This window comes from Streptococcus halichoeri, from assembly GCF_009870755.1.
GTDB classification, from domain to species: domain Bacteria; phylum Bacillota; class Bacilli; order Lactobacillales; family Streptococcaceae; genus Streptococcus; species Streptococcus halichoeri.
Map to the genome: position 1 here is coordinate 1 of NZ_WLZU01000018.1, position 21,374 is coordinate 21,374.

At 37.7% G+C, this 21,374-nt stretch carries 25 protein-coding genes; 20 read left to right on the forward strand and 5 right to left on the reverse strand.

Going from position 1 to position 21,374, the window contains the following annotated elements:
* Positions 1-393 precede the first annotated feature (393 nt).
* The 3 genes from GWD08_RS05605 to GWD08_RS05615 are packed head-to-tail and all read left to right on the forward strand — an operon-like array spanning position 394 to position 2,486.
* Complete coding sequence (locus GWD08_RS05605) at positions 394-633, forward strand: response regulator (protein WP_159564675.1); 240 nt, start codon at positions 394-396, stop codon at positions 631-633.
* A 43-nt stretch (positions 634-676) separates the two neighbouring features.
* Entirely contained in the window at positions 677-1,141 is a 465-nt protein-coding gene (locus tag GWD08_RS05610) for a LytR/AlgR family response regulator transcription factor (protein WP_159564677.1), read from the forward strand.
* A gap of 19 nt (positions 1,142-1,160) precedes the next feature.
* Positions 1,161-2,486 carry a sensor histidine kinase gene (locus tag GWD08_RS05615; RefSeq protein WP_159564679.1) on the forward strand — a complete coding sequence of 442 codons (1,326 nt, stop codon included), beginning with the start codon at positions 1,161-1,163 and terminating at the stop codon, positions 2,484-2,486.
* A 98-nt stretch (positions 2,487-2,584) separates the two neighbouring features.
* Here GWD08_RS05615 and GWD08_RS08855 read toward each other — a convergent pair whose 3' ends face one another.
* A complete protein-coding gene (locus GWD08_RS08855) occupies positions 2,585-2,950 on the reverse strand; it encodes an IS66 family transposase (protein ID WP_341871811.1) in 366 nt (121 codons plus the stop codon).
* 100 nt (positions 2,951-3,050) lie between these two features.
* On the reverse strand, positions 3,051-3,191 hold the full coding sequence (locus GWD08_RS05625) for a bacteriocin (protein ID WP_159564681.1): 141 nt from the start codon (positions 3,189-3,191) through the stop codon (positions 3,051-3,053).
* Positions 3,192-3,426: 235 nt separating this feature from the next.
* Between GWD08_RS05625 and GWD08_RS05630 the strand changes: the two genes are divergently transcribed.
* The 13 genes from GWD08_RS05630 to smpB all read left to right on the forward strand — a co-directional run bounded on the left by GWD08_RS05630 (position 3,427) and on the right by smpB (position 14,281).
* Entirely contained in the window at positions 3,427-3,660 is a 234-nt protein-coding gene (locus GWD08_RS05630) for a ComC/BlpC family peptide pheromone/bacteriocin (RefSeq protein ID WP_167547768.1), read from the forward strand.
* 28 nt (positions 3,661-3,688) lie between these two features.
* Entirely contained in the window at positions 3,689-4,123 is a 435-nt protein-coding gene (locus GWD08_RS05635) for a hypothetical protein (protein WP_159546051.1), read from the forward strand.
* A 947-nt stretch (positions 4,124-5,070) separates the two neighbouring features.
* Positions 5,071-5,451 (forward strand): hypothetical protein, encoded by a 381-nt coding sequence (locus tag GWD08_RS05640; RefSeq protein WP_159546048.1) that lies wholly within the window; start codon positions 5,071-5,073, stop codon positions 5,449-5,451.
* Between the two features lie 52 nt (positions 5,452-5,503).
* A complete protein-coding gene (locus GWD08_RS05645; RefSeq protein WP_159549983.1) occupies positions 5,504-6,295 on the forward strand; it encodes a hypothetical protein in 792 nt (263 codons plus the stop codon).
* A gap of 64 nt (positions 6,296-6,359) precedes the next feature.
* Positions 6,360-6,905: a hypothetical protein gene (locus GWD08_RS05650; RefSeq protein ID WP_159549986.1), complete on the forward strand. Its 546-nt coding sequence runs from the start codon at positions 6,360-6,362 to the stop codon at positions 6,903-6,905.
* Between the two features lie 74 nt (positions 6,906-6,979).
* Positions 6,980-7,519, forward strand: coding sequence for an ATP-binding cassette domain-containing protein (locus GWD08_RS05655; protein WP_244295499.1), 540 nt, complete (start codon positions 6,980-6,982; stop codon positions 7,517-7,519).
* Between the two features lie 172 nt (positions 7,520-7,691).
* Entirely contained in the window at positions 7,692-8,513 is an 822-nt protein-coding gene (gene mutM, locus GWD08_RS05660; protein WP_159564683.1) for a DNA-formamidopyrimidine glycosylase, read from the forward strand.
* Complete coding sequence (coaE, locus tag GWD08_RS05665) at positions 8,510-9,112, forward strand: dephospho-CoA kinase (RefSeq protein ID WP_159564685.1); 603 nt, start codon at positions 8,510-8,512, stop codon at positions 9,110-9,112. The genes mutM and coaE overlap by 4 nt, the downstream gene beginning before the upstream one ends.
* Before the next feature lie 688 nt (positions 9,113-9,800).
* Entirely contained in the window at positions 9,801-10,994 is a 1,194-nt protein-coding gene (locus GWD08_RS05670) for a multidrug efflux MFS transporter (RefSeq protein WP_159564716.1), read from the forward strand.
* Complete coding sequence (gene rpmG, locus GWD08_RS05675) at positions 10,991-11,137, forward strand: 50S ribosomal protein L33 (protein WP_159546036.1); 147 nt, start codon at positions 10,991-10,993, stop codon at positions 11,135-11,137. The genes GWD08_RS05670 and rpmG overlap by 4 nt, the downstream gene beginning before the upstream one ends.
* Before the next feature lie 45 nt (positions 11,138-11,182).
* Complete coding sequence (gene secG / locus GWD08_RS05680; protein ID WP_159546034.1) at positions 11,183-11,419, forward strand: preprotein translocase subunit SecG; 237 nt, start codon at positions 11,183-11,185, stop codon at positions 11,417-11,419.
* A gap of 70 nt (positions 11,420-11,489) precedes the next feature.
* Positions 11,490-13,814 carry a ribonuclease R gene (gene rnr / locus GWD08_RS05685; protein ID WP_159564687.1) on the forward strand — a complete coding sequence of 775 codons (2,325 nt, stop codon included), beginning with the start codon at positions 11,490-11,492 and terminating at the stop codon, positions 13,812-13,814.
* Positions 13,814-14,281, forward strand: a complete 468-nt coding sequence (gene smpB / locus GWD08_RS05690) for an SsrA-binding protein SmpB (protein ID WP_159546030.1) — start codon at positions 13,814-13,816, stop codon at positions 14,279-14,281. The genes rnr and smpB overlap by 1 nt, the downstream gene beginning before the upstream one ends.
* Positions 14,282-14,539: 258 nt before the next feature.
* On the opposite strand, the gene gloA is transcribed toward smpB, so the two are convergent.
* Positions 14,540-14,923, reverse strand: coding sequence for a lactoylglutathione lyase (gene gloA, locus GWD08_RS05695; protein ID WP_159546028.1), 384 nt, complete (start codon positions 14,921-14,923; stop codon positions 14,540-14,542).
* A gap of 10 nt (positions 14,924-14,933) precedes the next feature.
* Positions 14,934-15,596: an NAD(P)H-dependent oxidoreductase gene (locus GWD08_RS05700; protein WP_159550004.1), complete on the reverse strand. Its 663-nt coding sequence runs from the start codon at positions 15,594-15,596 to the stop codon at positions 14,934-14,936.
* 329 nt (positions 15,597-15,925) lie between these two features.
* On the opposite strand from GWD08_RS05700, the gene GWD08_RS05705 reads away from it, so the two are divergent.
* Positions 15,926-16,234 carry a hypothetical protein gene (locus GWD08_RS05705; protein ID WP_159546024.1) on the forward strand — a complete coding sequence of 103 codons (309 nt, stop codon included), beginning with the start codon at positions 15,926-15,928 and terminating at the stop codon, positions 16,232-16,234.
* Between the two features lie 142 nt (positions 16,235-16,376).
* Here GWD08_RS05705 and GWD08_RS05710 read toward each other — a convergent pair whose 3' ends face one another.
* Positions 16,377-17,462: a M24 family metallopeptidase gene (locus GWD08_RS05710; RefSeq protein WP_159564689.1), complete on the reverse strand. Its 1,086-nt coding sequence runs from the start codon at positions 17,460-17,462 to the stop codon at positions 16,377-16,379.
* 172 nt (positions 17,463-17,634) lie between these two features.
* Between GWD08_RS05710 and ccpA the strand changes: the two genes are divergently transcribed.
* The 3 genes from ccpA to GWD08_RS05725 all read left to right on the forward strand — a co-directional run bounded on the left by ccpA (position 17,635) and on the right by GWD08_RS05725 (position 21,373).
* Positions 17,635-18,636, forward strand: coding sequence for a catabolite control protein A (ccpA, locus tag GWD08_RS05715; RefSeq protein ID WP_159546020.1), 1,002 nt, complete (start codon positions 17,635-17,637; stop codon positions 18,634-18,636).
* A 189-nt stretch (positions 18,637-18,825) separates the two neighbouring features.
* Positions 18,826-20,289, forward strand: a complete 1,464-nt coding sequence (locus GWD08_RS05720) for an alpha-amylase (RefSeq protein WP_159564691.1) — start codon at positions 18,826-18,828, stop codon at positions 20,287-20,289.
* Between the two features lie 85 nt (positions 20,290-20,374).
* Positions 20,375-21,373 carry an LTA glycolipid anchor biosynthesis glycosyltransferase, IagA/BgsA family gene (locus GWD08_RS05725; protein ID WP_159564694.1) on the forward strand — a complete coding sequence of 333 codons (999 nt, stop codon included), beginning with the start codon at positions 20,375-20,377 and terminating at the stop codon, positions 21,371-21,373.
* Position 21,374: the final 1 nt, after the last annotated feature.

Below are 21,374 nucleotides of genomic sequence, written 5' to 3' on the forward strand. Positions count from 1 at the left end.
CTGCTCTTCCTCAAGGATGAGTTTTACAGCAGAGAGTTTGAAGGCTTTATCAAAGGTTTTTCTTGGCATAATGACTTTTCCTCGTTTCCACTTAATTTTGTGTCTACTTTATTATACCAAGTCCAAAACAGGAGTGTTTTTCTTGTGTCTCATTTATTGGGTGCAGTGCCAGTAGGTTGTGTTTTTTATGTCCGATTTAATATTAAGTGAGAGAGCAGCATTTGATTAGCTCCCCCAAATAGAATAAATAGTGATATTCTAATCAATTAAAAGCAAACGGCAAGCAATTGATAATAATTAAGGCAAGGTGTATAATATATAGTAATAATTTTAAAAATAACTCATAATTGTCATCTGCTATCATTGAAAATAATAGAAATATTGGAGAGTAAGGTGAAAATATATATTTTGGAAGATAATTTAAGTCAGCAATTTTATCTTGAAAAATTAATAAAACAAATACTTTCACAAAAAAATCGGGAAAACGATAACATACAAACTTTTGATCAATCAGAAGAATTATTGGACAATATTAAAGAAAGAGGAAGTCATCAATTATTTTTTCTAGATATTGAATTAGGACAAAATGAAAAGTTGGGGCTACTAACTGCAAAAAAAAATAAAAGAAATTGATCCCTTAGCTACAATTGTGTTTATTTCAAGTCATTCAGAGTTTATGCCTTTAACATTTAGGTATCAAACGGAGGCATTTGATTTTATTGATAAAAACCTCTGCACTAAAGAAAAAATTGAAAGAATAACTAAAGCAATAAATTTTATTTTAAAAAATGGAAATAGTCGTTCAATAAAAAGTACATTCTTTTTTGAAAATCAAAATAATATCCTGCAAATTCCTTTTGAAAACATTTATTTTATTGAAACTTCACCAGAGTCACATCGCCTGATATTGCACGGACAAAATGAAATTTTTGAATTTTATGGGAGTATTGCTGAGGTATTAAAACAAGAGCCCAGGCTATTAAAATGTCATCGATCTTATATTATCAACCCGAATAATGTGATCAAAATAGATAAAAAAGAACGAACTATTTATTTTGAAAGAGGAATAAAGTGCTATGCTTCGCGTTCAAAAATAACGTTTATTACTGAAAGTATCATTAACTTAAGAAAGGAGAAATAAGCTGCTTATCTTCTTATCAATGTTTGAAAAAATTTGTGACATTGCTGTCCCCATTTTTTTATTTTATTTTATTACAAAGAGAAAAATCAAATTTAAAGAAGTGTTGATTGGTGTATTCATAAGAGTTTTATTGATCCTTCTCTTTGTATTTTTAAACGAAAAATCGATTATTAATGATATTTTTATTTATTTATCATTACCTTTATATATGCTGCTTTTTACTTCGTATATATATAAGTTTAACATTAGTTTGCTGACTATTTTTTATGCTCTATTTCCCATCACCTTATGGAACCTTATCTATCGTACTATTGTATTTTACCTATTGCCTATTTTGGGGATTAGCAATTCATATTTTCAGAAAAGTCAATTATTTTTACCAATATATTTGTTATCGGTTGCAATATTAGTACTATTTTTAAAAGTTTTTCATTATGATTTTTCGGCTTTTTCAGATCAACAATTCAGTAAACAAGAGAAAAAATTATTATGTTTTGCAAATTTCTTTATGTTAACTTATTACTTTCTTATTCAAATCATTTCATTTATTGATTACCAATTAGCAATTGATACTCTATTTTATCGTCAAATTATCGTAACTATATATTTTTTATTATTTTTAGGTATATTAAATTTTTTGGACAAAAAAATTAGAGAAAAACTTCAAAAAGAAATCATTTTCCAAAAGGAAATGCAACTGCAAAACCTTGAAAATTATAGTCAACATGTCGAAGAATTGTATAATCAGGTGCGCCATTTTAGACACGATTATGCTAATATTTTATCAACATTAAAGATTGGTATTGAAGAAGATAATATGAGTATAGTAAAAGATGTATTTGAAAAAGTTTTAAAGGATTCAAATAGAGAACTAGAAAGTCATAAGTATGATATTACACGATTAGTAAACATCGAAAACAAAGCACTGAAGAGTTTATTAGCTGCTAAATTTATCCAAATGGAAGAAAAAGGCATTACTGTTACTTTAGAAATTCCGTATAAAATATCGTTATGTGCGATGGATTTGATAGATTTTATTACTATAGTCTCCATATTTTTTGATAATGCTATTGAGGCAACATGTTTATCAAAGAACCCCACTATATCATTCGCATTTTTTGAAGATAATAATAGGCAAATCTGTATTATTGAAAATAGCACTCGAGATAATCAAATTGATATAACATATTTATTTAATGAATTTGAAAGTTCAAAAGGTAAGGACAGAGGTATTGGGCTTTATAAGGTATCAAGAATATTAAAAAAATACCATTTAGTAAAGTTAAAGACCCAAAGTCTAGACTATAAATTTACTCAAATGTTAGAAATAGTTAGTGAACAGTAACTATTTTATCTTGAAATGATACCAATTTTTATTGGTAAGCGCCCAATAACGGAGTATATTGAAAACGTCCAAAGTCAAATAAACTTTGGACGTTCTTTTCATTTACAGTTACTTTCAATGTTTTCAGTCCATGGTAAATCAGCCTCTAGAACTTCCTTTTTAGCGAGTGTCTCTTTGTTAGGAAGATTGCCTAGAAGATAGGTCAGTTGACTATCACTTTCGAAGCCCCTGTAGGAGGATTCATCGGCATGAAGGATGGGGTGTTCCAGCAATTTCTCATGCAACAGGTCATAAATCGGCTCGAAATAATATTGGCTTGACTTGATAGGCCAGTTGGTTCTTTCTTTCCGACTAATCGGTAAGCCTAGCTTATGCCAGTCCTCTTTCTGGGCGTTAATTGGGCACCTTAAGTTTAACCTTCTGGTGGATGGTGTGAGCGATGATAGAGGCTGAACCCAAGCTATGTGTCAAAAGCACTTTAGGAACGGGAGCTTTGATAAGCTTATCGCTGTTGTTTTCTATTAACAATTTGATGGAGATTGAATTATTTCTATAGGTACTTCGTTATTGGGCGATTTCTTCTATGACTGCATTTTTAATGGTTTTATTAAAAATTGAATTTATTGTCTGCCACAATGACTTTCCTCCAATTATTTGGTCTAATTCGGTTTCTGAAATTGTTAAAAATTGTTTAAAATCATTCATTTTAGGTATTTTTCCTTTCTAAGTCTCCAAATAATGACATTATGACAAAATTAATGCATTGGAAATTCACAAATACCTAAAAAACAGTATTTTGCATAGATTGTCATTGCAATTACTAATTTTGTACCATTTAGGCTATATTTGCCCCATTTGGGGAAAATGGATCGTTACTGACTTGAAAGTGGTATAGTTAGTATATCTCGAGATAAATACTAATAGATAATAGGAAAATATTATGAATACACTTGAAGATTATTCTGTTTTGAACAGTGCCCAACTTATTGAAGTAAAGGGCGGTAGAAAAATAAATTGGGGTAAAGTAGGATCCTGTGCAGCTGGTATTGCTTTTGGTGCTGGAGAAGGATATATGGCAACTGCAGGAGGAACGGCATTTTTAGGGCCATATGCTTTTGGGACCGGCGCGATAGGAGCAGTAATTGGTGGAGTTGGAGGGGCTTTAACCTGTTGAAACCATAAACTAAAGGAAGAATAAAATAATGGTAATAAAAACACGCCTAAATAAATTAAGAATCGTTAGATTTTTCACTGGACAATTACCAGTAATTATCTCTTTTTTAATTCTATTTTTAAATATAAACGATCTTCAAAAAATGACTGTCACAAATACGATTATTGTCTTTTATTTATTATTTAGTGCAATGCTTTCAAATTATTTTTTGACAAAAGAAATAAGAGAAGAGAAAGTAAAAAACAACTTGTCATCAAGCATTCTATTTTCTCAATTCATCCTTATAGCTATTTTTATTACTTTAGGAATTGTTTGTATTTACCGATTCTTTTGTGTTGACAATATAGAATTATACCAAAAAGTTTTAACAAGTATAGTTGGTATTATTTCAATAGTGTTCTCCTTATTATTGATTTGGGGAATTAAATATATAAATAAGTCAGAAAAACTCCAGAGTAAATAAGGGGAAATGTTTTAGCATTTAACAGCCAATATAATTAAAATTATTTAAGTCATATTTTGCAAAAAGACCTTTTGGATTATAACAGATTTCCATATATTTAAAGAGTTCAAGTTGAGCCTGTTCAATGGATGCAAGATACGCATCGTGGACAGGCTTTCGTTTTAATGTTTTACAAATGGATTCTATAAAGTGCATTATCGTACGATTGCCTTTTTGGCCCATACTAGACTGACATGTTTTTTTCTGTCTAAGGAAGTCTTGAAATCGCGCTCTGGTATGTTGAGAATCTTGGTCGGTATGCGTGGTGAGCTCTTTTGTTTAATAGGCGATTTGCTTGAGCTTGTCGCAATAGTGGCAAAAAAGCTAGCTTTTGAATATATGCTTGGTGTTGTGAAACGAAGGAAGCTATGATATTTTGAACTTCGGTTTTTATGATTTTTGTGTTATGGTAGTGCTAGTTTTATTTTTAGTTTACCTAGCGATTGGTCAATTCGCGATTTTTCTAGCTTTTTGCTATAGCAAAAAACTAGCTGCGGACTTCAGCTAGGGCTTACTAGCAAAAAGTTTTTGCACACAGCCTTTAAACTGCGAGCCACTGGGATTGCTCAGCAATTTTGCAGCGACTTTATCCTAAAACCAAGGAGCAGCGCTGAAAAATAGTGTGATCACTAAATGGTCAATCTGGCAGGCTCTTTGTGGGGTCTGCTTTTTGGGGTTGGCCGCACTGACTGCAAAGTCTGGACAAATGGGTAAGGCCCCGGCCCCACCAGCTTTTGTCTGAGATAGGGGGGCTCTAACTGATATTTTTTATTTCAGCGGGGTTTGAAAAATAATTTTTTCAATTATTCCAATAAAGCTATATTTTTTTCGAATAATAAGTTAGGTGGCAAAAAGGTTTCTAGCCATTAGAACAGTTTTCGTTAATTGATCAAAGGAGGTTTTATTGAATGAAAGTAAAATTAGCACTTGTTTTAAGCTTATTGTTGATGGTGCCAACTAGCATCTTTGCTGGTACACGACAAGTTGGACAATTATTCCATTTTCGGATTTTGCCAGCTTTTGCAGCCACGCCATATTTGGAGAAGATGAATGATAGCTACTATGTGGTTAATCTAAATAGTAGGAGTCCGCAAATTCGTGTTAAGCATTATTTGGCAAATACCAATGGTGCAAGGCGCAGTGATGTGGATTTGACATGGACTGGCCAGCGAGGAATCTACACCAACAATGCCAAACCGCATTATCTGTATAATTTAAATTTAGCACGAGAAAATTTCTGGGATACGGCTGCCTATATTGATGGTAGCTGGTCCTTGGATTCACATTAGTCTCAATCGTTAGTATTAAGCAAGACTGTAATTATTGATGGAGGATTCCTTTATGTCTCACCTGAAGCTATTACCTTACCGAAAAGTTTGGTTATTTCTGCCGTTAGTTCTTTTATTGTTGGTTTATCATGATGCTGTATTTCATCAGTTGTTTTTTGACCTAAAAGCCCAGGATTTACCTACAGCAGAAGGACTTGTGGTTAAGCAACACTATTTTCGAAATATGCTTTCCATAAATAATAGCTTATTTAACTTTAACTTTTTTCAAGCTTTTATTTTCCCAGTGATTATTTGTTTTGCTGCCTATTCCTATCATTTTATTAAAACGCGCTATCTTAAATATAGTATTGGGAAACAGGAGCAGTATCACTTAAAACGCTTTTTTCTAAAATTGCAATTAGCCTATCAAGTTCTAGCTGTTTTTAGTTTAGTTTTTGCTTTTATTTGTCTGATTGCCTATAGTGTTAATCGCTCACCTATCCCTGCTTTGGAAATGATTTTTAATGCGTCTTCGTCTTTGAGATTTTTTGCTACAGATACTAAACGTTTTTTGATTTTCTATTTCCTTGTGAAAGGCTCAGCGCTCTTTTTTGAGACAATCTTTACTTGTTATCTAGTGGATTATTTAGGACATATCACAAAAGCAATGCTTGCCTTTTTGCTAATAATATGGGCCTTGGCACCGCTTTTATATCCGCTAGTTCCCTTTTATTTGGTACCTATGTCTAATCTGATGATTTTATCATATGGCAATTTAACCTTCATTCAGATTGTATTAACTTATCTCCCTTTTATAGGTTTATTCATTTTTGGAAGGATTTTTGGTAATGATGAGGTGGTCTAAGAGCTTGACTTATTTAGCGCAAGCCGGTCTTAGTTTTTATATCGCGACAGAACTTATTAAGCTGATGCCTGATTGGCAAACAAGAGCAGCTGCTACGCTTTTTTACCATCAAGTGTTGAATCCTTTTCCTTCACAAGTTGGGGAACACTTCTCTTTTTTGAAGGTGATTATGATTTTGGGCTTAGCTTTGATTGGCTGGCTAAAGACGATTAATTTAACCATTGATTTGGCTCAAGGGAGTAAGCAGCTCATTCGTTATCACTCAAAAAGTGAAGTTTGGGTGCGCTTCTATGCTTTTTTAACAATTGGCAAATGCTATGTTAAAGAATGGCTTGTCATCATATCAGTGTATATAGCAATAGGCTTATTCATGAAGCTAGATATACGACTGTATGAAAGTTTTAGTCTATTTGTTTCACTTTTTATCTGTGACCTTCTTTGCCTAACAATAACACAATACTATGCTAAAACAGCTATTGAAGGAATGTGCTTGATACTATTAGGATTTATATTGCGCTCCTATCTGCTTTTACATCCACTAATAATGGTATTATTGCTGGCTATATTTATTGGAATAAGATATCGAAAGGAAAACTATGTTAAAAATTGAAAAAGCTTCTAAGCGGTATAAAGGTCAATGGGTCTTAAAAGATATAAATTTGCAATTTGATAATAAAGGGTGCTATGGCATTGCTGCTTAAGGCTCTGGCGGGTTATTTAAAACTTGATCAAGGACATGTTTATCAAGATCAACGTGAGATTCGTTGTGGTTATCACTATATTACTGATGCAGGGATTGTCATTGAAAATCCGCAGTTTATTTCCCATTTAACCTTACGTGAAAATTTAGAGTGGCTCAAAGGACTTTGCCAGCATTCTGGGCAAATCAACCTTGATTACTGGATTGATTGGTATCAGTTAAAGCCATTTGAGCAAACAGCTTATCGTTATTTATCCTTGGGAACAAAGAAAAAATTAGCTCTTATTCAGGCCTTTATGGATCGACCAAAAATCTTGGTTTTAGATGAGCCAATGAGTGCTTTAGACGAAGAGAGTGTTGCTAAAACCCAGAGTCTTATTAAACAGCATTGTCAAACGGGCTTGGCAATTATCACCTCGCACTATAAAGAAGATATTAGAGCTGTTTGTGAAACTGTCTATCATATCAAAGAAGGTAAAGTCATTGCACAAGGTTCTGAGTTTTTAAAGCCAGTACGTGATTAACTCATGCTATAATAGAAATAGATACTGTATTTAGTCAAAAATCAACTAAAATGATATTGCTGTAAAAGCGGTTATACTCTCAAAAGAAAGGAAGAGATTAAGCAACTCAATTAAGAGTAAAGTGAACAGGTTGGTCACTTGTCCACAGGCTTAGTTCTAAGATGAATGGGTTATGCCAGAATTACCTGAAGTTGAAACAGTACGCCGTGGGCTAGAGCGGCTAGTTGTTGGCAAAACAATTGCTTCGATTGATATTAGAGTGCCCAAGATGATCAAGTGTAATGTTGATGACTTTGTAGAAACGTTACGCCATCAAACCCTCAAAGCAGTACAACGTCGAGGCAAATACCTTATCTTTTTATTTGAAGAAGCAGTAGTGATTTCTCATCTCCGCATGGAGGGAAAATATTTACTGTTTAAGGATAAGGTGCCAGATAATAAGCACTTTCATGTTTTCTTTCATTTTACAGATGGTTCAACCTTAGTCTATCAGGATGTCCGCAAATTTGGCACTTTTAATCTTCTTGTGCAAGATGAACTTACTGATTTCTTTAGACAAAAGAAAATTGGTCCTGAACCGACAAGTGAACTATTTCAACTCAAAGCTTTTCAAGCAGCTTTGCAATCATCATCTAAAAAAATCAAACCCTATTTACTGGAGCAATCGGTGGTTGCTGGTCTAGGTAATATTTATGTTGATGAGGCTTTGTGGGCGGCACAGGTGCACCCCTTAAGGCTGAGCAGTAGTCTGACCTCAGCTGAAATGAAACAATTGCATAAGGGGATTATTGCTCTTATGGCTTTTGCTATTGAAAAGGGTGGCTCAACCATTAGAACCTATCAAAACACAATGGGAATGGATGGCCATATGCAGAACTATCTTAAGGTTTATGGGCAAACGGACCACCCATGTCCGCGTTGTGGAACCCCAATTGAAAAAATAAAAGTGGGTGGAAGGGGGACACATTTCTGTCCTAAGTGCCAAAAACTATGACTTATATCATTGGTATTACAGGAGGCATTGCCTCTGGCAAGTCAACGGTTGTTAGCTTTTTGCAAGATGCAGGCTATCAGGTTATTGATGCAGACAAGCTTGTTCATCGCTTACAAGATAAAGGTGGAAAATTGTATCAGGTGCTTGTTGAGTATTTTGGGCCGGCAATTTTAGATGATGCTGGTGAGATTGACCGCCCTGTTTTGTCGCGTATGCTCTTTAATAACCCTGAGTTAATGGCCCAATCTGCTCGGTTGCAAAGTAGCATTATTAGAGAGAGCCTTAGACAAGCAAAAGACCAGTTATCGCAAAAGGAAAGTATTTTCTTTATGGATATTCCCTTGCTAATTGAACAGGATTATGTGGGATGGTTTGATGCTATTTGGCTGGTGTATGTTAACCACGAGACACAAGTTTCGCGTCTGATGCACCGTAATCACTATTCTAAGAAAGACGCTCTTAAACGGCTGGAACACCAGATGCCACTAGAAGCCAAAAAGGCGGTTGCTACGGTAATTATTGATAATAATGGTAGTCAAGAAGAGCTCAAGCAAAGGGTGTCAGAGCTTATTCATCAGGATTTATCAACCATAAAGTAGCTTTTACTCAAGTTTTTAAAAAGGCTAAAAAATATATTTTGTTTTGAGTGTGCTATTATAGCCATCCCAAATCTATAAAGAGAAAATTGTTTTGGGATAGGGCCTTTCCATAGTTCCATGCTAGTTTCAGGAAAAGAGAATTGTGGCGTAGTAACCATCAAAGCGAGGAAATAGAGATAGTAAAACGTAAGTCTACTGAAATTTTTATGAAACTAGTGTGTAATTAGCAACTACCGACATACTTTTCACCCTGCCTTTGGGGGTGATCGTAGCCTATTGGGTTTACAATAAAAGTGAACCGTTTTTAGCTACTCATACTTACATGCTAAGTAGGCCGTTCTTTGTTTTGGCAGTCAGGGGCGGTTTCACTTTGATTATTACAGGCAAGACCTAGTTTGCAAGATAGCTTTTTCTAATTTGAAGTTATAGGCTTTTAAGTTATAGGTGTGTCTTAGCGTGCAAGATAGCTTTTTAATTTTAAATTATAATTGTAGCTTAGTTGGATTACTTCCTATTTGGTGAAGCAAGGCTGTGAGCTGTGAATGGTGTGAGGACTAATGCTTTCCCGCCTCTTGCTCAATAAAAGCTGAAGTTTATACTTTGTTTGATTATTGACTTATGTTATAATGTGACATATCTAGTGAGAGAAAGAAGATGACATTGTATCAACTCAGATGTAGCCTCAACCATTAACTGGGAACAGAACCTCAAAGTAGCTTGGCTCGGGAATTTTTTCACTGGGGCAAGCTTTTCACTTGTTATGCCTTTTATGGCTCTCTACGTGGAGCAATTAGGGGTCGCAAAAACCAAAATTGAACTATATGCGGGCTTTGCGGTTGCTATTTCAGCCCTATCCTCAGCTCTTGTATCGCCTATTTGGGGGCGGCTTGCTGATCGCTACGGGCGAAAACCGATGATGCTTCGTGCTAGCCTAGCGATGACATTTACCATGGGTGGGCTGGCTTTTATACCAAATGTGCAATGGCTGCTTTTTTTGCGGCTATTAAATGGCATTTTTGCGGGGTATATTGCTAATTCTACTGCTTTAATTGCCAGTCAAGCACCCAAACAACGTTCGGGTTATGCATTAGGAAAATTGGCAACAGGCACCACTGCAGGAACCTTGATTGGCCCTTTATTTGGTGGTGTTCTGGCTGAGATGCTTGGGATTCGAACAGTCTTTTTAATTGTTGGTATCATCTTATTCGTGTGTTACTTGATGACACTCTTGTATGTTAAAGAAGATTTCGAGCCCGTTCAGCGTTCAGAAATGATCCCTTCAAAAATCTTGTGGCAGCAGATGACGCATCGGCAAATCTTGATTGGTTTGTTTGTGACGAGTATGATTATTCAAATTGCAGCTCAATCGGTGGCTCCAATCTTACCTTTATATATTCGTCACCTTGGTCAAGTAGACAATCTGATGGTCGTTTCGGGCATGATTGTTTCAGCTCTAGGAGTTTCTAGTTTAATGAGCAGTTCAACACTTGGCAAATTGGGTGACCGTATAGGCAATCATCGCCTTTTACTATTGGCATTAATGTATAGTTTTGTGATGTATTTCTTAACAGGTTTGGCAAATAGTAGTTTGGTGCTGGGTTTGTTGCGTTTTGCCTATGGTTTTGGAGTAGGAGCTTTGATGCCTAGTGTCAATTCTCTTTTAACGCGGTTAACACCAAAGCAGGGCCTCTCAAGAATTTTTTCTTATAATCAGGCTTTTACTAATCTAGGGATGGTTATTGGGCCTTTCATTGGTTCACATATTGCGGTAACTTTAGGCTATCGCTCGGTTTTTTTGGTTACCAGTTTCGTGGTGCTTGCTAATTTTGTTTGGAGTTTTATTAATTTTAGAAAGTATTTAAGAGTCAGAGAAATTCAGTGAGAATAAAAATAACCTTACAGTGTAGCCAATGTGGTAGCAAAAATTACTTAACGAGTAAAAATAAGGCTACTCATCCTGAGAAAATATCAGTTCCCAAGTATTGTCCCAAAGAGAGAAAAGTCACCTTGCATGTTGAATCTTAACAGCTTTTATGTTACTATGAGTAAGACTATGTTGGAGGAAAAAACATGTACAACTTACTACTAACAGTATTACTTGTTTTGTCGGTATTACTTGTTATTGCTATTTTTATGCAGCCGCAAAAAAATCCAAGCAGTAACGTCTTTGATAACAGTGGTTCAGAAGCTTTATTTGAGCGTACTAAAGCTCGTGGTTTTGAAGCCTTTATGCAACGTTATACAGCCGTGTTAGTCTTCTTTTGGCTAGCTATTGCTTTAATTCTTGCCGTATTATCAAGTAAATAGAAGTGAGCTTGACAGAGTTAGTCTAGCTCATTTTTTTATCATTTAGTAAGGTCAGTTTAGAAAGAAGTTTATGAAAGAACAAATTATTCAATTATTGAAGGAGCACGAAAGCATCAACATTAATGACTTGGCAAGATATTTAGATATGGCAGGAGCCAAAAAATTTCCAAGTTTAATTAAATCGATTTCCAAAATGGAAAGCCAGGGTCTTTTGCGCTTCTCAGATGATGGTTCGTTGGCCTTGCGCCAGCCATCATCCAAAAAGAAACAGGATATTACGGTGCAGGGTATCTTTCGTGCTAATAAGGCTGGCTTTGGCTTTTTGCATGTGAATGATACTGAAGATGATATGTTTATTGGTCGTAATGACGTGGCCTATGCGATTGATGGCGACTTGGTTGAAGTTGTGGTCAAAAAACCAGCTAATCGCTTAAAAGGTGCTGCCGCTGAAGCTAAGGTTGTTGGTATTCTTGAGAGAGCCCTGACAACTGTCGTTGGGAAATTTATCATTGATGATGCAAAGCCAAAATATGCAGGCTATATTAGGTCCAAAAATCAAAAAGTCCAGCAAAAAATATATATAAAAAAAGAGCCCATTGTGCTTGATGGGACGGAAATTATCAAGGTAGCTATTGACAAGTATCCAACCCGGGGGCATGATTATTTTGTCGCTAGCGTTTTAGACATTGTCGGTCATCAAGGAGATGTTGGTATTGATGTTTTGGAAGTATTGGAATCAATGGATATTGTTTCTAACTTTCCGGCTGCTGTTCTAGCAGAAGCAGATGCTATTTCAGAGCAGCTTACAGAAAAAGACCTGATCGGCCGTGTTGATTTACGGCAAGAGACCACTTTTACGATCGATGGGGCCGATGCTAAAGATTTAGATGATGCGGTCCACATTAAACGTTTAGCAAATGGCAATTTTGAGTTGGGTGTTCATATAGCTGATGTGTCCTACTATGTTAAAGAAGGGTCTGCCTTAGACAAAGAAGCAGCAGCGCGGGGAACCTCAGTGTATGTGACGGACCGGGTGGTGCCTATGCTACCAGAGCGACTCTCAAATGGTATTTGCTCGTTAAACCCTAATGTTGATCGCTTAACGCAGTCTGCTTTGATGGAGATTGATCAGCAGGGCCATGTGCGCCAGTACCAGATTTGCCAGTCGGTCATTAATACCACCTATCGCATGACCTACTCAGATGTCAATGATATGATTGCTCGTGATGACACAGCTCTAGCAACCTATCCAAAGATTGCTTCTTCTGTCTCTGATATGGTCAGTCTGCATAACATTTTAGAGCAGATGCGGGTAAATCGCGGAGCTTTGAACTTTGATACCTCTGAGGCCAAGATTGTGGTCAATGATAAAGGGATGGCAGTTGATATTATGCTGCGCCAGCGAGGAATTGCTGAACGCATGATTGAATCCTTCATGCTAGCTGCTAATGAATGTGTCGCACAGCATTTTGCCAAAGCTAATCTTCCTTTTATCTATCGCATTCACGAAGAGCCAAAGGCTGAGAAACTACAGCAATTTATTGATTACGCGGGAGTTTTTGGAATTCAAATCAAGGGAAGCGCTGCGAAGATTTCTCAGACGGCCTTGCAAGATTTTATGGCGAAGGTAGAAGGTAAACCTGGTGCTGATGTGCTAAACATGATGCTCTTGCGTTCCATGCAGCAGGCGCGCTATTTGGAACACAATCATGGGCATTATGGTTTAGCTGCTGAGTACTACACGCACTTTACCAGTCCCATTCGACGTTATCCTGATTTATTAGTGCATCGAATGATACGCGACTATCAAAAGCCTACTGATGAGGTTAAGGCTCATTTTGCCCAGATTATTCCCGAATTGGCCAGCAGTTCGTCACGTCTGGAGCGTCGCGCCATTGACGCCGAGCGTTTGGTTGAGGCTATGAAAAAAGCTGAATACATGCAAGCGTTTCTTGGTCAAGAATTCCTGGGTATCGTGGCTAGTGTTGTCAAGTTTGGAATATTTGTAGAATTACCTAACACCATTGAGGGTTTGATTCATGTGACGTCTTTACCAGAGTACTATCACTACAATGAACGAACCATGGTGTTGACGGGTGAAAAATCGGGTACAAGCTTTAAAGTTGGTCAACCTATCCGAATTAAGGTGGTAAAAGCTGATAAAGAAACTGGTGATATTGATTTTGCCTATGTAGCCAGTGAGCTGGATATTATTGATAAAAAGGCCATTTCAGCCCAAAAATCTCATCAAAACAAGCGCAAGGGATCAACCAAGCAGGACCCTAAAAAAGGCAAGAGCAAGTCAGTTTTTAAAAGTAACAGCAAAAAGGCCAAAGGCCAAAAGTCATTTTATAAAGGTCTGTCTAAAAAGAAAGGACGAAAAAGGAGTTCATAATGGCTAAAGGGGAAGGAAATTTACTGGCACAAAACAAAAAAGCCAGGCATGACTATCACATTGAAGAGACGCTTGAAGCTGGTATTGTCCTAACAGGCACGGAAATCAAGAGTGTTCGTGCTGCGCGTATCCAGCTCAAGGACGGTTTTGCGCAAATTAAAAATGGTGAAGCCTGGCTTGTCAATGTTCATATTGCACCGTTTGAACAGGGAAATATCTGGAATCAAGATCCCGAACGAACACGTAAGCTCCTGCTCAAAAAACGTGAGATTAATCACCTCAGCAACACTTTAAAAGGAAGCGGGATGACGCTTGTGCCCTTGAAGGTCTATCTAAAGAATGGCTTTGCTAAAATTTTGCTAGGAGTGGCAAGAGGAAAGCACGACTACGATAAACGTGAAACCATTAAGCGTCGCGATCAAGAGCGTGATATTAAACGGGTAATGAAAAGCGTAAATAGGCGTTAATAGGGTCTAAAAAAGAGTTGAAACGTATCTTTCAGCTCTCAGCACGTAGACAAACTCCTATAGAATGGCATCATTTGATGTAGCCTAAGTGAGCTGTTAAATTATTAAACACTTAGAAACGTTAATCTGGCAATGTTTCTGAGAATTATTAATGAGCTTCACAACGAAAAAAGATTGAAGAAAATTATCCAAAATGGACTTTTTCTTCAATCTGAGAGTTGAAACGTATCTTTCAGCTCTTTTTAGTCTTGTTCAGTCTTAATGATTATGGTTGAGGTCAATGACTTCAATTTTATAGCCATCAGGATCTTGTAAGAAATAGAAAAAAACAGATTGGTCATCTAGGCTCTTAATAGCAGTAACATTAAAACCGGCATCAATATGTTTTTGATGTAACTCCTCAAAGGCATCTGTCCCAAGGGCAATATGGCCATAACCATCACCTAAGTCATAGGGTCCATGATTATAATTATAGGTTAACTCAAGCTCATAATCTTGCCCTTCTAGAGCTAGATAAACGAGTGTGAATTCCTTATCAGGAAAGTCTTTGCGGCGCGTTTCTTTGAAAGGAAAAGCAGAGGTATAAAAGGCGATGGATTCTTCCAAATTCTGGACGCGGATGCAGGTATGTAGTGATTTCATCTGATTCTCCTTAATTAATAACAGAAATGACTTCTTCTCGTGGTTTACGAGAGTGGGGGTGCTTTGGATCACGAAGCCGATAGCCAAGCGATAACATGGTGACAATACCTTCGGTATTAGGAGTAATAATGCCATGTTGTGCGAGAATATGATCAACCTCTTTGTGGTCAAAGCCCTCAATTGGGCACGAATCAATCCCCATTAAGGCAGCTGTTGTCATCATATTGCCTAAAGCAATGTAGGTTTGCTTAGCTGACCAATCAAATAAGGCACGTGGATCATCAGCAATCTCTAAATCACGTGTTTGAAATTCCTTATAGGTCTGTAAACGCAGGTCCATCTCCTCGCCCCCTGTAAAGCCGCGCCGCTCGAGACTCTGTTTAATAGTCGAGCTATCATAGCGGGTGTTTTTTTCAGCAACTAACAGCACAATGTGACTGGCTGTTTCTAATTGATACTGGGCACCCCAAGAGATTGGCTTTAGCTCTTCTTTGACTGCTTCATTATTTAGGACAATGAATCGCCAGGCTTCCATTCCTACAGAGGAGGGGCTTTGCCAGGCAGCATCTAAAATCAGTTTGAGATCATCCTCGCTGATTTTTTGTTCCTTATAGACCCGCACGGCCGTGCGAAATTGCTGAGCAGATTGTAATTGTTCTCGAATAGATGTCATTGTTTCCTCCTTTTTCTCTCCTTATAGCTTCATCATAACACAAAGGATGAGGCAAAACAAAAAACCCGCATTTTGATGTGGGCCAGCTGTCTGTTGGTAAATAATACCAGAACGTCAACAAAGCGATCAGCAACCTGACCAAGCAAGTCTAACAAGGTATTTTCTTTGTGCTAATAGGTTGATCGAATTAACGCTCGGTTGCTTGAATTGATTGCGATACCGAGGTTTTTTGCCCCACCTCCAAAGAGAAAGTCAGAAGGTTGAATTGACAACGCTTACACATCGGGGTATACTATTGAAGGTAGTCCATTTAGAATTAGGAGTAAATCATGGCCATAGGGGTAATAGTAATCCACATTCTCTTATTTACGTTTCTCATTTATACGCTATTTAGAGGGAGCTTTCTCACCAAAGAAAAGGTTGATTTTTATTATCTTGTTTATTTCAATCAAACCTCAACCTTAATTGATATTCGTCGTAATCAGGCTCTTGCCCGGTACGTAACCGTCATTTCTGGTAATAGTCAAGCAGGGACTTTCTCCGTCTATTCCCAGCTTAGCGATGCTAAGCTCAAAGAACTATTAATGAAAGAGTATCACCTAACCCTATCTCAGGTTATTGTAGAAGCAGCGTCCTAGTTGGTTTTAGTGATAGTAATAACAAAGAAGAGACTAAAAGCAGATTTACATGTTTGCTATTTTGCTTTTAGTCTCTTCTTTTGTTTTTTTATTTGCTATGGGCTTGCGAGTGTTAGGTGAACAAGTCTAGACTTTAAGCCACCTATCCTTCAAAAAAGAGTAATTCTTTTGGTGTTTGGGTAAAGAGCTCAAAGCCATTCTTGGTAACATGACCACAGTCTTCAATGCGAACTCCAACTTTACCTGGGATGTAAATACCTGGCTCAACAGAGAAGCACATGCCTTCTTTGATGACAAGCTCATTGCCCGCCATGATAGATGGATACTCATGCACATCCATACCTAAACCATGCCCAAGGCGATGGTTAAAGTATTCTCCGTAGCCGGCTTTTTCAATAACCTGGCGAGCTGCAGCATCAATTTCGGCAGCTGTGACACCAGGCTTAATAAAGTCTAAGGCAGTTAATTGCGCTTCTAAACAAAGGGCGTAGATGTCTTGTTTAAAGGAATCAGGCTGGCCGACAGCAACGGTTCTTGTCATATCAGATGTATATCCTAAGGTTTCTACGCCTAAGTCAAATAGCAGTAGGGCGTTATTTTCAATTGGATTGGTTCCAGGTATCCCATGAGGATTAGCGGCATTATTACCAGTTAGTACCATTGTTTCAAAACTCATCTTATTAATGCCTTGCTTTTTCATATCGTATTCAATCTTGGCAATGATATCGGTTTCGGTTGCTTGAAGGGAGATGGCTTCAAAACCAGCTTGCACAGCCTTATCGGCAAAATCACCAGCAATCCGTAATTTTTGAATTTCATCAGCTGATTTGATGACTCGCATTTCTTGGACCAAGGGCGTTAAATTTTCAAAACGACCAGCAAAAACGGTTTGTAGACCCTTAAATTTACTTAAATTAAGATGGTCAAACTCAGCATACAAGGTCTTGGCAGCAGTGTTTGGTAAGACCTTTGTTAGCTTTTCCCAGGGATTTTCAGAATCCATGTAACCAAAGACAGGAAAGTCAACTGCCTCTTTGGCACGCGCAACTTCTAAAGCAGGGACAAACAAGACGGGGGCTAGTTGATTATAGACAAACAAAAAGAGTTGACGTTCATGGGGGTCACAAAAGAAACCCGTAAGATAATGGATTGTAACCGGATCTGAAAGAATGGCTAATTCAGAATGTTGTTGGGTTAAAAAGTGACGAATTTGTTCTAATTTTGTCATCGCAATACCTTCTTTCTGTTTTCTATTTTTTCAAAAAAACAGCAAAAAAGCAAGTTTTCTTCAAATGATTGAAAAAGTTTTCAAAATTCACCAATTAGTACTTGAAAGTGTTTACAATTCATGCTAAAATGAATTTTGAAAGCGTAATTTTCAAATAGGAAGGAAGACGAAAATGAACACTGATGATACAATTACAATATACGACGTTGCGCGTGAAGCAGGTGTATCAATGGCAACTGTCAGTCGTGTTGTCAATGGCAATAAAAATGTCAAAGAAAACACTCGTAAGAAAGTTCTTGAAGTTATCGATCGTTTAGATTATCGTCCCAACGCGGTTGCCAGAGGACTGGCAAGCAAAAAAACGACCACAGTAGGTGTTGTGATTCCAAATATTGCCAATAGCTATTTTTCGATTTTAGCTAAAGGAATCGACGATATTGCAGCTATGTATAAATATAATATCGTCTTAGCCTCAAGTGATGAAGATGATGATAAAGAGGTCAATGTTGTCAATACCCTATTTGCCAAACAGGTTGATGGTATTATTTTTATGGGACATCATTTAACTGAAAAAATTCGCGCTGAGTTTTCGCGTTCACGTACACCAATTGTTTTAGCTGGAACCGTTGATTTAGAGCATCAATTACCAAGTGTTAATATTGATTATAAGGCTGCCGTAGAAGAAGTGATTACAATATTGGCAGAGCGGCATGACAAGATTGCTTTTGTTTCAGGGCCGCTTATTGATGACATTAATGGGAAAGTTAGATTGTCTGGCTATAAAAATGGCTTAAAACAAAATCATTTGGACTATACAGAAGGCTTGGTTTTTGAAGCTAATTATGCTTACAGTGAAGGTTACCACTTAGCCAAGCGTGTGATCAATTCCGGTGCGACGGCAGCCTATGTTGGTGAGGATGAATTGGCTGCTGGACTTCTCAATGGCTTATTTGATGCTGGCATCAATGTTCCTGCAGATTTTGAAATTATCACAAGTAATGATTCACCTGTGGTAGAATACACAAGACCTAATCTAAGTTCCATCAGCCAACCTGTCTATGACCTAGGAGCAGTAAGCATGCGCATGCTCACAAAAATCATGAATAAAGAAGAGCTCGAAGAAAAAGAAATTTTGTTAAATCATGGACTAAAAAGACGTGGAACAACCAAATAGAGGGGCTGGGCAACTTGCTCAGACCCTATTTTCATGATTAGAATAAGGCAAAGCAAGCCCAAGCCACAGCTGCGTTTGACTGATTAGGAAGTCTCACAAAGCAAGGCCCTTCTCTTTTTCAGAAAAAGGCCATAAGCTTGACAGGCCATCATCAAGCAAGGCATGCGCTCTTGGAAAAAGGATAAGAACATGACCAATGAACTCATTTTTCAAGCTTTTGAATGGTATTTAAAAGCAGATGCGAAGCACTGGAAGAACTTGCAGCAAGCCATTGCCGATTATCAAGAACTAGGCGTCACTAAAATGTGGCTACCGCCCGCTTTTAAGGGAACAGGCGCAAATGATGTCGGCTATGGTGTCTACGATCTTTTTGATCTTGGTGAATTTGATCAAAATGGGACAATTCCGACCAAATATGGTACCAAGGATGAGTATTTGGCTTTGATTAGCAGCCTTAATCAGGCTCAAATCATGCCAATAGCAGATATTGTCTTGAATCACAAAGCAAATGGAGATCATAAAGAGCGTTTTTATGTGTTGCAAATGGATCCCAAAAATCGCCAGCAGGCTATTTCAGAGCCCTATGAGATTGAAGCCTGGACGGGCTTTGATTTTCCTGGTCGCAATAACCATTATAGTGATTTTAAATGGCATTGGTACCATTTTACAGGTACGGATTATGATGCCTTACACGATGAAGTAGGGATTTATCAGATTACAGGTGACAACAAAGGCTGGGCTGATCAAGCACATGTCGATAATGAAAATGGTAATTTTGATTATTTGATGTTTAACGATATTGATTTTAAGCATCCTGAGGTACGAGCCCATCTAAACCAATGGGTAGAGTGGTTTTTGAAAACGAGTCACATTCGTGGTTTTCGATTAGATGCAATCAAGCATATTGATTCACAATTTATGAATCATTTTATCCGCTATATTCGTGATAATCTTGACTCAGAACTCTATGTTTTTGGTGAATACTGGAAAAATGACAGCCAAGCAACGGATAAGTATCTAGAAGCTCTGGACATGCAGCTTGATTTGATTGATGTGGCTTTGCACATGAATCTCTTTACTGCTAGTAAACAGGGCAATCAATACGATATGCGAACCATTTTGAATGGTAGCCTGATGCAACTGCGCCCAGATTTTGCGGTCACATTTGTTGATAACCATGATACACAGGCCGGTCAGGCGCTAGAAACACAAGTAGAAGCCTGGTTCAAGCCCTTAGCCTATAGCCTAATTATGTTACGTCAAGAGGGGACCCCCTGCCTGTTTTATGGTGATTATTATGGTATTTCCGGAGAATATGGCCAAGCCTCCTTTAAAGATGTCATAGACAAGCTTGCCTATCTGCGCAAGCATTATGTCTATGGTTGCCAAAAAGACTATTTCGATCACGGTAATTGCATCGGCTGGACAGAATTAGGTGACTCTGAGCATCCAGGCTGTCTAGCAGTCATTTTAACCAATGGCGATCGTGGCTGGAAGAAAATGGAAGTGGGTCAAGATTACGCCAATCAGGTTTTTGTAGATTATCTGGGTCATTGTGATCAAGAAATCAGCATTAATCAGGATGGCTGGGGCGACTTTCAGGTTGAAGCAGGTTCGGTGTCGGTCTGGCTCCCTAAGCAAAACCTTCTCTAAATAAGCTAAAGAGAAAAATCAGCCCAAGGGTTGATTTTTGTCATCTTTAGTGAAAATTACACTGAAATAGGCTATAATAGTCATTATGAAAGTCTTACTATATTTAGAAGCTGAAGGTTTTTTAACCAAGTCGGGCATCGGACGGGCAATTAAACACCAAGCAAAAGCCTTAGCCCTAGTCGGCCAAGCCTTTACAGTGGACCCTAATGATGACTATGATCTTGTGCATATTAATACCTATGGTATAAAGAGCTGGCGTTTGATGAAACGTGCTCAAAAGCAAGGTAAAAAAGTGATTATGCATGGTCATTCGACTGAAGAAGACTTCCGCAACTCTTTTGTTTTTTCTAATTTTATTGCCCCTTTTTTTAGGCGTTATTTATGCTTGTTTTATAAGACAGCAGATGCTATTATTACACCGACAGAGTATTCCAAGACTTTGATTCAGAATTATGGCATCACAACTCCCATTTATGCGATTTCAAACGGAATTGATTTAACACAGTATCAGGCTGATCCTGTTAAAGAACAAGCTTTTAGGGACCATTTTCAGTTGGCCAGGGAAGAAAAAGTGGTTATTGGGGCGGGCCTCTATTTTATGCGAAAGGGAATTGATGATTTTGTCCGCGTTGCAAGAGAATTACCGGAGGTGCAGTTTATTTGGTTTGGTGAAACCAACCGCTGGGTGATTCCGCGAAAGGTTAGAAGACTTGTGTCCAGTAAGCACCCCAAAAATGTCCGCTTTCCCGGCTATATTAAAGGTCCTGTGTATGAAGGTGCCATGACCGGAGCTGATGCCTTTTTCTTTCCTAGTCGAGAAGAAACAGAAGGCATTGTTGTTTTAGAAGCCTTAGCCAGCCGTCAAAGACTGGTCTTGCGGGACATCCCCGTCTACCATGGTTGGATTTCTAGTGATAGTGCGGAGTTAGCAGCTGATGCTACTGGCTTTAAAGAAGCACTAGAGCGGATATTGAGTAATCAATCAGATAAACGCGATGCAGGCTATGCTGTAGCACAAAGCCGAAATCTCGAACAAATTGCCAAAGAATTAATAAACGTCTATCAAAAAGTAATGGAGTTATAGT

What these genes read in the sequence shown, in the direction of transcription:
- GWD08_RS05610 (WP_159564677.1), top strand. Translation starts at nt 677, where the DNA reads ATGCCTTTAACATTTAGGTATCAAACGGAGGCATTTGATTTTATTGAT.
- GWD08_RS05615 (WP_159564679.1), top strand. Translation starts at nt 1,161, where the DNA reads ATGTTTGAAAAAATTTGTGACATTGCTGTCCCCATTTTTTTATTTTAT.
- GWD08_RS05625 (WP_159564681.1), bottom strand. Translation starts at nt 3,191, where the DNA reads ATGAATGATTTTAAACAATTTTTAACAATTTCAGAAACCGAATTAGAC.
- GWD08_RS05630 (WP_167547768.1), top strand. Translation starts at nt 3,427, where the DNA reads ATGAATACACTTGAAGATTATTCTGTTTTGAACAGTGCCCAACTTATT.
- GWD08_RS05635 (WP_159546051.1), top strand. Translation starts at nt 3,689, where the DNA reads ATGGTAATAAAAACACGCCTAAATAAATTAAGAATCGTTAGATTTTTC.
- GWD08_RS05640 (WP_159546048.1), top strand. Translation starts at nt 5,071, where the DNA reads ATGAAAGTAAAATTAGCACTTGTTTTAAGCTTATTGTTGATGGTGCCA.
- GWD08_RS05645 (WP_159549983.1), top strand. Translation starts at nt 5,504, where the DNA reads ATGTCTCACCTGAAGCTATTACCTTACCGAAAAGTTTGGTTATTTCTG.
- GWD08_RS05650 (WP_159549986.1), top strand. Translation starts at nt 6,360, where the DNA reads ATGCCTGATTGGCAAACAAGAGCAGCTGCTACGCTTTTTTACCATCAA.
- GWD08_RS05655 (WP_244295499.1), top strand. Translation starts at nt 6,980, where the DNA reads ATGGCATTGCTGCTTAAGGCTCTGGCGGGTTATTTAAAACTTGATCAA.
- mutM (WP_159564683.1), top strand. Translation starts at nt 7,692, where the DNA reads ATGCCAGAATTACCTGAAGTTGAAACAGTACGCCGTGGGCTAGAGCGG.
- coaE (WP_159564685.1), top strand. Translation starts at nt 8,510, where the DNA reads ATGACTTATATCATTGGTATTACAGGAGGCATTGCCTCTGGCAAGTCA.
- secG (WP_159546034.1), top strand. Translation starts at nt 11,183, where the DNA reads ATGTACAACTTACTACTAACAGTATTACTTGTTTTGTCGGTATTACTT.
- rnr (WP_159564687.1), top strand. Translation starts at nt 11,490, where the DNA reads ATGAAAGAACAAATTATTCAATTATTGAAGGAGCACGAAAGCATCAAC.
- smpB (WP_159546030.1), top strand. Translation starts at nt 13,814, where the DNA reads ATGGCTAAAGGGGAAGGAAATTTACTGGCACAAAACAAAAAAGCCAGG.
- gloA (WP_159546028.1), bottom strand. Translation starts at nt 14,923, where the DNA reads ATGAAATCACTACATACCTGCATCCGCGTCCAGAATTTGGAAGAATCC.
- GWD08_RS05700 (WP_159550004.1), bottom strand. Translation starts at nt 15,596, where the DNA reads ATGACATCTATTCGAGAACAATTACAATCTGCTCAGCAATTTCGCACG.
- GWD08_RS05705 (WP_159546024.1), top strand. Translation starts at nt 15,926, where the DNA reads ATGGCCATAGGGGTAATAGTAATCCACATTCTCTTATTTACGTTTCTC.
- GWD08_RS05710 (WP_159564689.1), bottom strand. Translation starts at nt 17,462, where the DNA reads ATGACAAAATTAGAACAAATTCGTCACTTTTTAACCCAACAACATTCT.
- ccpA (WP_159546020.1), top strand. Translation starts at nt 17,635, where the DNA reads ATGAACACTGATGATACAATTACAATATACGACGTTGCGCGTGAAGCA.
- GWD08_RS05720 (WP_159564691.1), top strand. Translation starts at nt 18,826, where the DNA reads ATGACCAATGAACTCATTTTTCAAGCTTTTGAATGGTATTTAAAAGCA.
- GWD08_RS05725 (WP_159564694.1), top strand. Translation starts at nt 20,375, where the DNA reads ATGAAAGTCTTACTATATTTAGAAGCTGAAGGTTTTTTAACCAAGTCG.